Source organism: Cupriavidus sp. 10L45 (assembly GCF_056395225.1).
The window spans coordinates 19,374-31,654 of record NZ_JBFTJC010000020.1 but is presented as its reverse complement, the minus strand read 5'-3'; the positions used below and the strand labels follow the sequence as shown (position 1 = coordinate 31,654).

Annotated in this window: 11 protein-coding genes; 2 read left to right on the top strand and 9 right to left on the bottom strand. The window is 69.3% G+C overall.

The genetic code is table 11. The features are described from left to right. Window positions 1-38: 38 nt before the first annotated feature. On the top strand, window positions 39-887 hold the full coding sequence (locus AC1DFU_RS26590) for an IclR family transcriptional regulator (RefSeq protein WP_441593665.1): 849 nt from the start codon (window positions 39-41) through the stop codon (window positions 885-887). Between the two features lie 58 nt (window positions 888-945). On the opposite strand, the gene AC1DFU_RS26585 is transcribed toward AC1DFU_RS26590, so the two are convergent. The 4 genes from AC1DFU_RS26585 to AC1DFU_RS26570 all read right to left on the bottom strand — a co-directional run bounded on the left by AC1DFU_RS26585 (window position 946) and on the right by AC1DFU_RS26570 (window position 5,602). After that, a complete protein-coding gene (locus AC1DFU_RS26585; RefSeq protein WP_441593664.1) occupies window positions 946-3,129 on the bottom strand; it encodes a xanthine dehydrogenase family protein molybdopterin-binding subunit in 2,184 nt (727 codons plus the stop codon). After that, a complete protein-coding gene (locus tag AC1DFU_RS26580) occupies window positions 3,113-3,553 on the bottom strand; it encodes a (2Fe-2S)-binding protein (protein WP_092293420.1) in 441 nt (146 codons plus the stop codon). Before AC1DFU_RS26580 ends, AC1DFU_RS26585 begins: the two co-directional genes overlap by 17 nt. A 127-nt stretch (window positions 3,554-3,680) precedes the next feature. Continuing rightward, complete coding sequence (locus AC1DFU_RS26575; RefSeq protein WP_441593663.1) at window positions 3,681-4,694, bottom strand: tripartite tricarboxylate transporter substrate binding protein; 1,014 nt, start codon at window positions 4,692-4,694, stop codon at window positions 3,681-3,683. A 53-nt stretch (window positions 4,695-4,747) separates the two neighbouring features. Continuing rightward, complete coding sequence (locus AC1DFU_RS26570; RefSeq protein WP_092293424.1) at window positions 4,748-5,602, bottom strand: IclR family transcriptional regulator; 855 nt, start codon at window positions 5,600-5,602, stop codon at window positions 4,748-4,750. Window positions 5,603-5,973: 371 nt separating this feature from the next. On the opposite strand from AC1DFU_RS26570, the gene AC1DFU_RS26565 reads away from it, so the two are divergent. Next, window positions 5,974-6,495 (top strand): MarR family winged helix-turn-helix transcriptional regulator, encoded by a 522-nt coding sequence (locus AC1DFU_RS26565; RefSeq protein WP_092293426.1) that lies wholly within the window; start codon window positions 5,974-5,976, stop codon window positions 6,493-6,495. A 21-nt stretch (window positions 6,496-6,516) separates the two neighbouring features. On the opposite strand, the gene AC1DFU_RS26560 is transcribed toward AC1DFU_RS26565, so the two are convergent. The 5 genes from AC1DFU_RS26560 to AC1DFU_RS26540 are packed head-to-tail and all read right to left on the bottom strand — an operon-like array spanning window position 6,517 to window position 12,272. After that, a complete protein-coding gene (locus AC1DFU_RS26560) occupies window positions 6,517-7,941 on the bottom strand; it encodes an MFS transporter (RefSeq protein ID WP_177219894.1) in 1,425 nt (474 codons plus the stop codon). A gap of 22 nt (window positions 7,942-7,963) precedes the next feature. Beyond that, window positions 7,964-8,920 (bottom strand): PDR/VanB family oxidoreductase, encoded by a 957-nt coding sequence (locus tag AC1DFU_RS26555; RefSeq protein ID WP_441593662.1) that lies wholly within the window; start codon window positions 8,918-8,920, stop codon window positions 7,964-7,966. Between the two features lie 57 nt (window positions 8,921-8,977). Then, window positions 8,978-9,943 (bottom strand): VOC family protein, encoded by a 966-nt coding sequence (locus tag AC1DFU_RS26550; protein WP_441593661.1) that lies wholly within the window; start codon window positions 9,941-9,943, stop codon window positions 8,978-8,980. Between the two features lie 34 nt (window positions 9,944-9,977). Continuing rightward, window positions 9,978-11,453 (bottom strand): aldehyde dehydrogenase, encoded by a 1,476-nt coding sequence (locus tag AC1DFU_RS26545; protein WP_441593660.1) that lies wholly within the window; start codon window positions 11,451-11,453, stop codon window positions 9,978-9,980. A 12-nt stretch (window positions 11,454-11,465) separates the two neighbouring features. Then, window positions 11,466-12,272 (bottom strand): aspartate dehydrogenase, encoded by an 807-nt coding sequence (locus tag AC1DFU_RS26540; protein ID WP_441593659.1) that lies wholly within the window; start codon window positions 12,270-12,272, stop codon window positions 11,466-11,468. Window positions 12,273-12,281: the final 9 nt, after the last annotated feature.

Here is a 12,281-nt window from a genome sequence, read left to right as displayed (position 1 = left end):
CTGCCTGCACCCGTTCCGTTTTTCTTTTCCACGTGCCGATGCCCAAGACCGCCGCGCCAGACGACTCCCTCGACAACCCCAATGCGTTCGATAGCGACGATGCCAGCGGCGCGTCGCAGGCGCTCGTGACCCCGGTCATGCGCGGCCTGCGGCTGCTGCGCTTCATTGCCGAAGGCGGCTCGACGGCCAATCTGAGCGAGGTGGGCCGGCGCATCGACGTGAACCGCGTGACGGTGATGCGCCTGCTGGCCACGCTGGAGCACGAGGGCATGGTCGAGCGGCTGCCGCAGGGCGGGCACACGGTGGGGTTCTCGTTCCTGAAGCTGGCGTCACGCGTGCTGGCGGCGAACGACCTCACCACCTTCGCGCGGCGCGTGCTGGCGCAGCTGAGCGGCTCACTGCAACTGTCGGCCTATCTGGCGGTACCGGACGGCGGCCACGTGCTCTACCTGCTGCGGGACATGCCCAACACCGGGCTGGTCAGCAACATCCAGGTCGGCAGCCGCGTGCCGGCGCACCTGACCACGCCGGGACGGATGCTGATTGCGCACCTGTCGCCCGAGGCGCTGCGCGAGCGGCTGGGCGATGACCCGCTGCCCACCGTGACCGGCCAGAGCCCCGCCACGCACGCCCGGCTGGCGGAGATCCTCGGCGCGGACCTGGAGCGCGGCTGCGCGTGGAGCTTCTCGGCCTTCGAGCCGGGCATCGACGCCTGCGCCGCGCCGGTGATGGATGCCACGGGCGACGTGATCGCCGCGATCAGCGTGGCCGGCCCGCAGCAGCGCTTCGAGGCGGACGGCACGCTGCGCGAACGGGTGGAAAAGGAAGTGAAAGCGGCAGCGAAGGACCTGTCGGCGCTGCTGGGGTATCGGGCGGGCAAGCGCTAAACGGCTTCGGGATACGCCGCCCCTCTCCCCCGGCCCCTCTCCCGCTAGCGGGCCACCGTCAAGCCTCCAGCTTCATCGGCATCGACCTGCGCCGGGCCTTGGTCGCCAAGTACAGCGCGTGCGCCACGGCGGGCGCCACCGGGCCGAGCGACACCTCGCCGCAGCCCTGCGGGGGCCGGTCGCTCGGCACGATCACCACGTCGATCTTCGGCATCTCCGCCAGTTGCAGCAGCGGATAGTCGTGGAAGTTGCTCTGCTGCACCACGCCCGCCTTGAACGTGATCTCGCTCTTGAGCGTGTTGGTCAGCGCAAAGCCGATGCCGCCCTCGATATTGGCGCGGATCAGGTTCGGGTTGATCGCCCGTCCGCACTCCACCGCACAGACCACGCGCCGCACCCGGAACGCCTTGCCGCTGCGCTCCAGCTCCAGCGCCATCGCCACATAGGTCTGGAACGCCTCGCCCCGCCCCGTGTAGAGGTTGAACGTGAACCCGCGCGACACCCCGGGCGCCGGCTTGCGGTCCCAGTTCGCCGCCTTGGCCGCCGCGTCCAGCACCCGCAGCGCCAGCGGGTTGTGCGCCAGCAGCGCGCGGCGGTAGCGGTACGGGTCCATGCCGGCCGCGTCGGCCATCTCGTTGACGAAGCTCTCCAGCATGAAGATGCTCGACGTGGAGCCCACGCTGCGCATGAAGCTGACCGGAATCGGCTGCCTCACGTCGATCATGTCGACCTTCAGGTTCGGCACGCGGTAGACGCAGTCGTAGAGCGCTTCCAGCATGGTCTCGTCCCAGCCGCCGTTCTTCGCCATGCGCTCGGCCTTGATCACGCCGTAGAGCGACTGGCCGGTCAGCCGGGCATGCAGCGCGCGCGGCAGGCCCTTGTCGTCGAGCACGGCGCGGAAGCGCCCCGACACCCCGGGCCGGTAGAAGCCATGGCGGATGTCGTCCTCGCGCGAGCGGATGACCTTGACCGGCTTGCCCACCGCCGCCGAGGCGCGCGCCGCGTGCACCACGAAGTCCGGCAGGAACTTGCGCCCGAAGCTGCCGCCAAGGAAGGTGGTGTGGACGATGATCGTCTCGGGCTTGCGCTGGTAGAGCTTGCCGAGCGCGTTGCGCACGAAGTCCTGGCCCTGGATCGGCCCCCAGACCTCGATGGCGTCCTCGCGCACGTGCACGGTGGCGTTCACCGACTCCATCGTGGCGTGGACGATGTACGGCGTGTGGTAATCGGCCTCGACGAGCTTGCCGCCGGCGGCCAGCACCGCGTCCGGGTCGCCCAGCTGCGTCGCCACCACGGCCTCCGGAGCGCCGAGCGCGGCCTGGCGCGCGGCCAGGATCTGGTCGCTGTCGAGCGACCTGGCCGGGCCGGGATCGACCTCCAGCTCCAGCGCATCGGCGCCCTTCTTGGCGAGCCAGTAGCTCGTGGCGACCACGATGGCGGCGTCCGGCGCCTGCACCACGGCCTGCACGCCCGGCATGGCCTTGACGGCTTCGGCGTTGCGCAGGCCGGTGACCTTGCCCGTCACGGTAGGGGCGAACTTCAGCGCGCCGTACAGCATGCCCGGCACCTTCACGTCGATGCCGAATTCGGCGGACCCGTCGACCTTGGCCGGGGTGTCCAGCCGCTGCAGGTCCTTGCCGATGAGCTGGTGCGCGGCTTCGTTCTTGAGACGCGGCGTGGGGTTCAGCGGCAGCTTCGCCGCCTCTTCGGCCAGCTCGCCATAGCTGAACGAGCGGCCCGTGGCGCCGTGATAGACGCGACCCTTCGCCGTGTAGCACTGGCCCGGGCGCACCTGCAGGCGCTTGGCGGCGGTCATCACCAGTACCTCGCGCGCCTGTGCGCCGGCCACGCGCAGCCGCTGGTAGAACAGCGTGGCGGACATCGACGCGCCAACGAACTGCTGCGGCTCCTCGTACGCGGCGCCGGTGCGGTAGGCGTCCCGGCCGGTCACGAAGGTCACGGCCACCTGCTGCCAGTCGGCGTCCAGTTCATCGGCCAGCACCTGCGGCATGCCGGTATAGACGCCCTGCCCGCACTCGCACTGCGACAGCCCGAGCGTGATCTTGCCGTTCGGCTCGATCCAGATCCAGTCCGTGATCTCATGCGTGCCGTGCGGGCCGCTGTCCACGGTGCGGGAGGCCAGCGCCGGCAGCGGAATGCAAAGCGCGCCGGCCAGCGCCATGCCGCCCTTCAGGAAGCCGCGCCGCGCGGGGCTGGCGATGGGGTTACTTTGCGGCAGCATGAACGGCCTCCCGGATGCGGTGGTAGGTGGCGCAACGGCACAGGTTGCTGACCGAGGCGTCGATCTCCTTGTCGGTGGGGTGCGGATTCTGCTTGAGCAGCGCCGTCACCGCCATGACCATGCCGGACTGGCAGTAGCCGCACTGCGGCACGTCCTTGGCGATCCAGGCCTGCTGCACCTTGGACGAGCGGTCCGGCGAGAGCCCTTCGATGGTGGTGACCTTGCGGCCCGCCACGCTGGAGACCGGCGTCACGCACGACCGCTGCGCGTTGCCATCCACATGCACGGTGCAGGCGCCGCATGCGCCGATGCCGCAGCCGTACTTGGTGCCGGTCAGGCCGGCGTCATCGCGAATCACCCACAGCAGCGGCGTATCGCCGTCGCCGTCGAAGCGGGTCGCTTTTCCGTTCAACACAAAATCCATGATTGCCCTCGCTCGTGCAAGAAGTCAGCTGAAATGACGGCCGCAGGCCACCCTGCACGGCGCAGGGTGCGGCCAGGTACGACTGGGTTGGAAACTTGGGGAGGGGCGTCTGAGGGACGCCCGGAGGCTATTCCGCCGTGATGTGGTACGTGCGGATCAGCGTGGCCCACGCCGCGGTGTCGTCGCGGATGCGCGCGGCCAGGGCGTCGGGGGTGCTGGCCACGGGCTCGAGGCCCTGGCGCTTCAGGTCATCGCGCACGCTCGCGGTGGCGAACAGCGTACGGACATCGGCGGCCAGCGCATCGGCCAGCGGCTGGGGCGTGGCGGACGGCACCAGCAGGGCGTACCAGGAACTGACGTCGATGCCGGGCATGCCCTGCTCGGCCAGCGACGGCACGTCCGGCGCCGCCGGGGAGCGCTTCGACTGGGTGACGGCCAGCGCGCGCAGCGCGCCGGACTGGATGAACGGCGCCAGCGTGGGCCACGTGCCGAACAGCACGGGCACCTGCCCGCCCACCACATCGGTCACGGCCTGGGTGGTGCCTTTGTAAGGGACATGAAGCATGGTCACGCCGGCCTTGTTGCGGAACAGCTCGCCGGCCAGATGCAGGCCGCTGCCGACGCCGGGACTGGCGTAGCCGAGCGGCGACTTCGCCTGATCCGCCTGCTTCGCCAGCGCGATCAGTTCCGGCACGGTGCGCGCCTTCACCGCCGGGTTCACGGCCAGCACGTTGGGCGAGCTGGCCAGCAGCGAGACGGGCCGGAAATCGCGCGTGACCTGATAGGACAGCGCGGGGAACAGCGTGGGGTTGATGGTCAGGTTGCCGGCCGGCACCACCAGCCAGGTGCAGCCATCGCCCGCCGCACGGCGCACCGCGTCGATGCCGATATTGCCGTTGGCGCCGGGCTTGTTGTCGACGACCATCGTGGCGGCCTTGCGGTGGGGTAGCTGCTGGAGCCCCTGCGACAGCGTGCGGGCAAGCTGGTCGGCCGGGCCGCCGGCCGGGAACGGCACCACGATCCGCACTGCGTGACAGGCCGGGGCGGCCTGTGCCATACCCGCTGCCCCCATCGCCACCATCGCCACCATCGCCACCATCGGCAGCACTGCCGCCATCCCCATCCACCGTGCTTTCCTCATGCCAGCCCCGTTCCTTCCGTGATTTCGCCATCCGCCGGGGCATCAGCCCGGCGTCATTCGTTGGCCACCCTGCCCTGCAGGGTCGGCCGGTAATCCAGCAGGCGCGACAGCTCCCCTGCCGCCTCGCGCACCTTCTCGACCATCGAATCGAGCAGCGCCGGATCGATCCGGGCTGCCGGGATGGTCGCCCCCAGCGCCGCCACCACGCGCGTGGTGCGGTCACGCACCGGCGCGGCGATGGTCGAGATGCTGGCCTCGAAGAAGCCTTCGTGCAGCACATAGCCGCGCTGGCGGTCACGCTGCACCATCTCGTACAGCTCTTCCACGGTGCGCGGCGTGCTGTCCGAGTACACCTCCAGCCGTGGCTCCGGATACAGCTCCCGCAGCGCCTCCAGCGAGAGGTCTTCCAGCAGCACGCGTCCCAGCACCGTGGCATGCGCCGGCAGGCGGGTGCCCACGTTCACCGTGCTGGTGAACGGCCGCGCCGCCACCGACTTGGCCACGTACACGATCGACCGGCCATCCCGCACCACCAGGTTGCACGGGTAGTGGATGTCGTCGCGCAGGCGGTCCAGCAACGGCCGGCCCAGCTCGGTCAGCTCCAGCGAGGCCAGGTAGTCGAAGCCCAGCCGCAGCACCGCCATGCCGAGGCGGAATTCGCGCCCGCCGTCGGTCCGTTCCACGAAGCCCATCATCTCCAGCGTGGCCAGCAGCCGGAACACCGTCGAGCGCGGCACCTTCAGCCGCCGCGCCAGTTCCGCCGCCGACAGCGTGCGGTCCTTGCTGCTGAACTCGCCCAACAGCCTGAGCCCGCGTTCGAGCCCCGGCACGATGTACTTATCTTGTGTGTCCTGTACTTCCTGCTGCGTTTCCTGCTGCGTTTCCTCTCTGGGAAGGTCCTGGTTCATGGTCTCTCTCTGCGTAGCGTTCGGTCCTGCCGCCGGCTTTTCGCACTTCAGCCGGCTGGCAACGGATCCGTATAACATGCGGCGTCGCGCACAGCACGAGCCCCCGCACGTCTCCACTCAGAACCCTAGCAGATATGTTTTATCTATGAAACCCGGATTCACATCAGGAACGAATTCAGATTAGGGCGACTTTGTTGATGACTCAACTTAAGTTAATCCCGGATTGACATAGCCTTTGTGATCTGTCGTGTTTTGCTGCGTGGCACAAAGTTGCGGGCCCCGCCAGCTGTGAGACAATCGCCGCCGGTTTCCGGCCGTCTTGCGGCATCCCGCGACATTCCGCGGCATCCTTTCCCGCCTTCCACTTCGCCATGTCCAGCCCCACCTCCGCACACGAACAAGCCACTCCGGCCGCAGATCCCTGGTCCCAACTCGACGAGGCGGGCACAGGACTGACCGTCAACGACTTCCTGACGACGATGTTGAGCCAGCTAGTGACGGCGCTGCGCAGCAGCGTGACCGAGCCGTACGCCACGCAGTTCGAACTGACCGTGCCGGAATGGCGCATGCTGGCGCTGCTGGCGCATGGCAAGGAGCTGTCCTTCGCGGAGATGGTCAAGCAGTCCACCTCGGACAAGGCGCTGGTCAGCCGCACGCTGCGGCTGCTGGAGGACCGGGGGCTCGTCACACTGGAGTCGGAAGGCAGCACGCCGCGCCGGCGCCTGATCTGCCGCATCACGCCCGCTGGCGAGGCGCTCCATGCGCAGGTGATTCCGCTGGCGCAGCGCGGGCAGGCATCGGTGATCCGCCTGCTGACGCCCGAGGAGCGCCACGGCCTGTACACGGGCCTGCGCAAGCTGCACGGCATCTGCACCGGCGCCGGCCGCGACTGACCCCCTTCAGCGTTGCCGAGGCTAGGCCTCCAGCGCCTCCAGCACCTGACCCTTGGTCTCGATGCCGAGGAAGAACACCGTCACGGCGGCCACTAGCGGCACCACAGCCAGCCCGTAGAACGCCAGGCTCAGGTTGCCGCTGCCGATGGTGCTGGCGATCAGCCCCGGGGCGAAGATCGCCGAGATCTTGAGCCACGCGCCGCCCAGCCCGCAGCCCATGGCGCGGATGCTGGTGGGGTACAGCTCCGGCGTGTAGACATAGGCCGTGATGAAGCCGCAGGCCAGGAAGCCCATCGCCAGCGCGCAGAACGTGGCCACCACGTAGACCGTGGAGGCGTGGAACACGCCCGCCAGCACCAGCGACACCGCGCACAGCACGAAGGACACATTGATCACCGGCTTGCGGCCCACCTTGTCCACCACCATCGCGCAGATCAGCGACCCGACCACGCCCAGCACCGAGGCGCCCGCCGCGAGGTTCAGCGCCAGTTGCAGCGGCGCGTGGTAGACGGTCTTGTAGACCGTGGGCAGCCACGTCGACAGCCCGTACTGGATGAAACCGCAGGTCGCCCACAGCATCCACACAGCCAGCGTGCGGCCGATATAGACGCGGCCGACGAGGTCGCGCACGCGGCGGCGCGGGTGGCGGGCCGCCATGGCGTCGAACGCCGAGGTATCGCCCACTGGTGGTAGCGGCTGCTTGGCGCGGGCCTCGAAGGCGCTCAGCGCCGCGTCGGCCTCGCCCAGCCGGCCCTTCTCCGCCAGCCAGCGCGGCGACTCGGGAATCAGCTTGCGCAGCACGAAGAACAGCACGATCGGCACCCCGCCCAGGAAGTACATCACCTCCCAGCCGTAGCGCGGCACCAGGAAGGCGCCCATCGCGTTGGACACCATCAGCCCGATCGGGAACACCACCTCGTACAGCAGCACGAAGCGGCCCCGGCCATGCGCGCGGGTGACCTCGTTGATATAGGTGGCCGCCACCGGCAGTTCGCCGCCCAGCCCCAGCCCCTGGATGATGCGCAGCAGCGCGAAAATCTCGAACGACGGCGCGAAGCCGCAGGCAATGCTCATCAGGCCGATGATGCCCGCGCTCCAGCCCACCGAACGCAGCCGGCCAAAGCGCTCGGCCAGCGCCGGGAACAGCAGCGCGCCGACCAGCTGGCCCACCGAGGGCGCCGCGATCAGGAAGCCGATCTGGCCCGGCGTGAGCGACCAGTTGGCGATCAGCAGCGGCAGCGTGGCCGCGATGGCGATCACGTCGAAGCCGTCGAAGAAGGTGGCGAGGCCGATCAGCAGCCGGGCGCGGATATGCATCGCGTTGCCGGGCATCCGCTCGATACGGGCGATGATCTGGCCGCGCGTAACGGCGCGGGGGTTGGCCTGGGGGTGTGCGGGGGCCGTGGCGCTGGCTGATGCCGCGCCGTCTACGCTATCGATATACATCGGTGGGGGTTTCCTCGGCGGCTCAGAGATCCAGCACGAGCCGCTGGCCCTTGCATCCGGATACGCACACCATCATGGTGTTGTTGGCGGCGCGCTCGCTGTTGCTGAGCACGCTGTCGCGGTGGTCAGGGCAGCCGTCGAGCACGGCGGTCTCGCACGAGCCGCACACGCCCTCCCGGCAGCTGTACTCCATTGCCACGCCGGCTTCCAGCAGGGCATCGAGCAGCGACTTGCCGGACGGCACGCGCACGTTGGCGCCCGTGCGTTGCAGCGTGACGCTGTACTCGCCCTCCTGCACCGCCTCGGTGGCCGGGTCGGCGGCAAAGCGCTCGATGTGGACGTTGGCGTAGCCGTGGGCCGCGCAGGCGGCCTCGAAGGCGTTGAGCATCGGGCCGGGGCCGCAGCAGTAGAAGTGCGTGCCGGCCTCCTGCCCGGCCAGCATCGCCTGGAGGTCCGGCGGCGCGCCGTGCTCGTCATCGAAATGGAAGCGCACGGCGTCGCCATAGGCCGACAGGGTGTCGACGAAGGCCGCCTCCTCCCGCGAACGGGCGCAGTACACCAGCGTGAACGCCCGGCCAAGCTCGGCCAGCCGGCGCGCCATGCAGACGATGGGCGTGACGCCAATGCCGCCGGCCACCAGCACCGTGTGCGCGGCGTCCTCGTCCAGCGCGAAGTGGTTGCGCGGCGTCGCCACGGTGAGCGTGCTGCCCACGCGCAGCTGCTCGTGCACGAAGCGCGAGCCGCCCCGGCTGTTGCGGTCCTGCAGCACGCCCACGGTGTAGCGGTCGCGCGCCTCGGGCGCACCGCACAGCGAATAGCTGCGCACCAGGCCGTTGGCCAGGTGGAGGTCGATATGCGCGCCCGGGCTGAACTCGGGCAAGGTGGCGCCGCTGGGGTCGCGCAGCTCGATGCTGACCACACCGCGCGCCTCGAACCGCATGGCCTGCACGCGCATCGTCAGGGATTGACTGGCACTCATGACTGCTTCCTTCTCAATGCTTGCCTCGCCAGAGGCAACAGCGACTTCAACACCGATTCAACGCTTTTCCGTGAGGAACTTGCCCTGCGGGCCGCCGGCGTTCTTCTGCCGGCGCGTATTGCCGTCGATGCCACCCTCGATGGCCCATTCGGCGAACACGGTCGGGCCCGGCTCGAACGCGCGCGGCTCCCAGTGGGCGTCGAGCTGGTCCTCGTCGGCGTAGTACTCGATCAGGCCGCCGGCCGGATTCTTGAAGTACCAGAAGTAGGCGGACGAGATCGGGTGGCGGCCCGGGCCGAGCTGGGTGTCCCAGCCCGTGCGGGACATGTGCATGCCGCCGCCGAAGACCTCGTGGATGTCCCGCACCGTGAAGGCGACGTGGTTCAGGCCGCGCTTGGGCTGCGGCAGCTGCAGCAGGAACAGGTCGTGGTGGCCGCCCTCGGCCGCGCAGCGCAGGAAGGCGCCGCGCTCCGGATAGTTGTCCGACTGCACAAAGCCGAACTTCTCCACATAGAAGCGCTCGGTGGCCTTCACGTCCGTGACGAAGAACACCACGTGGCCCACCTCGATCGGCGCGGCGCGCTCGTAGACCGGGCTGCGCTGGTTCAGGCGCGGCTTGTCGTTCCACGTGTTCATCACCGCGCATTCCACCTCCACCTCGCGCTTGCGCGAGACCTGGAAGCGCACGGCCAGCCCGTTCGGGTCGGTGCAGCCCACGCGCGCGCCGTCCTGCTGGCGCACGAAGGTCGGCTCGGCGCCGATGGCGTCGGCAATCGCCTCCAGCGACGCCTGGTCCGCCACGCCCCACACCACCTCGCGCAGCGTGGGGCCGTCCTCGATGGCCGGCGCCAGCGCCGGATCGGCGATCTTGCGCACCAGCACGCGGCAGCCGTTCAGCGTTTCGAAGTCCAGCGCCTCGGCGTCGTCGCGCTTGACCGTGAGGCCCCAGTCGCTGAAGAAGCCTCGGCACGCGTCGAAGTCGTCGGCGCCGTAGGTGATTTCGTCGATTCCCAATACCTTCATCTTGCTTCTCCGTCCTGCCGGTTGATACCCGGGCTCAGTTGGCCCACGGCAGCGGTTGTTCGTTCAGGCCCCAGTACACGGCCTTCTGTTCCATGTATTGCAGGATGCCCAGTCGTCCCTTCTCGCGGCCCAGGCCGCTGTCCCGCCAGCCGCCGAACGGCGTCGAGATCGAGAACTGCTTGTAGGTGTTGATCCACACGTTCCCGGCTTGCACGGATCGTGCCACCCGCCAGGCGCGCTTGTAGTCGCGCGTCCAGATGCCGGCGGCCAGGGCGTAGATGCTGTCGTTGGCCTGGGCGATCAGGTCGTCCTCGTCGTCGAACGGCATCGCCACCAGCACCGGCCCGAAGATCTCCTCCTGGCAGATGCGCGCGTGGTTATCGAGCCCTTCGATGATGGTCGGCGTGTAGAAGTAGCCGTTGGCCAGCCCCGCCACGTCCGGGCGCATGCCGCCCGTGCGCAGCTGGCCGCCGTCTTCCACGCCCGTCGCCACGTAGGACTCGATACTGTCGCGGTGCCGGTCGGTGATCAGCGGGCCCATCTGGGTGCGTTCGTCGGCCGGATCGCCCACGCGCAGCCTGGCGGCGGCGGCGGCCAGACGGTCCATGAACGGCTCGTACTGCGCGCGTGCCACGAACAGGCGCGAGCCGGCGATGCACGATTCGCCCGACGAACTGAAGATGCCGTACAGCACGCCGTTCACCGCGTGGTCCAGGTCGGCGTCGTCGAAAATCATGGTCGGGGACTTGCCGCCCAGTTCCAGCGACACCGGCATCATCTTGTCCGCGGCGATGTGGGCGATGTGCTTGCCGGTGGTGGTGCCGCCCGTGAACGACACGCGGCGCACCAGCGGATGCTTGGTGATGGCGTCGCCGATCACCGAGCCCTTGCCCGGCAGCACGCTGATCAGGCCCCGGGGCACGCCAGCTTCCTCGCAGATCGCGGCCAGTTCCAGTGCCATCAGCGGCGTTACCTCGGCCGGCTTGACCACCACGGCGTTGCCGGCGGCCAGCGCGGGCGCCATCTTCTGTGCCTCGCTGGCAATCGGCGAATTCCACGGCGTGATGGCGGCCACCACGCCCATCGGCTCGTAGACGCTCATGGTCAGGCAGTCGCCCCGCTGCGGCGTGATGGATTCCTCCATGGTTTCGCAGGCGGCGGCGAAGAACTGGAACGTGCCGGCGGCGCTGGCGACGAGCGCACGCGTCTCGCTGATCGGCTTGCCATTGTCCAGGCGCTGGCGCTGGGCCAGCGGCTCGGCGCGCGCGCGGATCATCTCGGCCACGCGGTACAGCACGGCGGCGCGCTCATGCGGCTTGCGCTGCGCCCAGCCGCTGGTCAGGAAGGCGCGATGGGCGCCCTGCACGGCTTCTTCCACATCGGCCAGGCTGGCCGCGTTCAGTTCGGCCACGACTTCGCCGGTGGCGGGGTAGCGCGTGGCGTAGCGGTCGCCCGAACCCAGGCGCCAGGCGCCGGCGATGCAGATCGGGAGGACTTGTTGTGTGCTCATGTCAGATTCACTTCAGATCGACACCGCGTGGGCGCGGTTGCCGAGGGCGCGCACCACGCTGAACACGGTCAGCGCGGACGTCTTGGGATTGGCCGCGAGCGGCTTGCCGCGCATGGTCAGCTCGAAGCCGCCAAACGCGCCGCGTGCTTCCACGTGGTGGACGTTCTCCTCCGCGTGCGGATCGGCCAGCAGCTTGACCGACGTGCGGTCCAGGCCGAGCCCGGCCAGCGAGACCGTGGCGGCCACGTTGGCGTTCTTCGGATAGAGTCGCGCGGCGTCGCGCGCGGTGCCTTCGAAGATCACCGTGGCTTCGGTCAGGGCGTCGAGGTCGAACAGGTCGGCCGCCCGCGTTCCGGCCCAGGCGCGGGCCGGCTTGCGGCCGGTGTAGATGACTTCGTCCAGACCGCCCACGCGGGCGGCAGCCAGCGCGTCGATGGCGCCGATGGCGCCCGACAGGAGCTGCACCTGCGTGTTGCCACGGCGGGCTGCCGCCTCCAGGCGCTCGGCCATGCCCGGCTCGGACAGCGCGCCGACTGACACCACCATGCACGGAATGCCACGCTCCAGCGCCGGCACGATATGCTCCTCCAGCGCGCGATGGCCCGCACACTCCACGAGCAGGTCCGGGCGACGGTCGCCATCGGCCAGCCCGGTGGCCACGCGCACATTGGGCGCCAGCGCCGACAGCGCGCCGCGTGCCGCGTCCATCGTGCCCGCCGGCACGATCACGACGTCGAACACGACATCCGGATCCGACTTCAGCAGTTCCAGCACGCCGCGGCCAATCGCCCCGCAACCCACCATGGACACATGCAGCATGGACGTTCT

What these genes read in the sequence shown, in the direction of transcription:
- AC1DFU_RS26575 (WP_441593663.1), bottom strand. Translation starts at nt 4,694, where the DNA reads ATGAGGAAAGCACGGTGGATGGGGATGGCGGCAGTGCTGCCGATGGTG.
- AC1DFU_RS26560 (WP_177219894.1), bottom strand. Translation starts at nt 7,941, where the DNA reads ATGTATATCGATAGCGTAGACGGCGCGGCATCAGCCAGCGCCACGGCC.
- AC1DFU_RS26555 (WP_441593662.1), bottom strand. Translation starts at nt 8,920, where the DNA reads ATGAGTGCCAGTCAATCCCTGACGATGCGCGTGCAGGCCATGCGGTTC.
- AC1DFU_RS26585 (WP_441593664.1), bottom strand. Translation starts at nt 3,129, where the DNA reads ATGCTGCCGCAAAGTAACCCCATCGCCAGCCCCGCGCGGCGCGGCTTC.
- AC1DFU_RS26550 (WP_441593661.1), bottom strand. Translation starts at nt 9,943, where the DNA reads ATGAAGGTATTGGGAATCGACGAAATCACCTACGGCGCCGACGACTTC.
- AC1DFU_RS26590 (WP_441593665.1), top strand. Translation starts at nt 39, where the DNA reads ATGCCCAAGACCGCCGCGCCAGACGACTCCCTCGACAACCCCAATGCG.
- AC1DFU_RS26580 (WP_092293420.1), bottom strand. Translation starts at nt 3,553, where the DNA reads ATGGATTTTGTGTTGAACGGAAAAGCGACCCGCTTCGACGGCGACGGC.
- AC1DFU_RS26545 (WP_441593660.1), bottom strand. Translation starts at nt 11,453, where the DNA reads ATGAGCACACAACAAGTCCTCCCGATCTGCATCGCCGGCGCCTGGCGC.
- AC1DFU_RS26565 (WP_092293426.1), top strand. Translation starts at nt 5,974, where the DNA reads ATGTCCAGCCCCACCTCCGCACACGAACAAGCCACTCCGGCCGCAGAT.
- AC1DFU_RS26570 (WP_092293424.1), bottom strand. Translation starts at nt 5,602, where the DNA reads ATGAACCAGGACCTTCCCAGAGAGGAAACGCAGCAGGAAACGCAGCAG.
- AC1DFU_RS26540 (WP_441593659.1), bottom strand. Translation starts at nt 12,272, where the DNA reads ATGCTGCATGTGTCCATGGTGGGTTGCGGGGCGATTGGCCGCGGCGTG.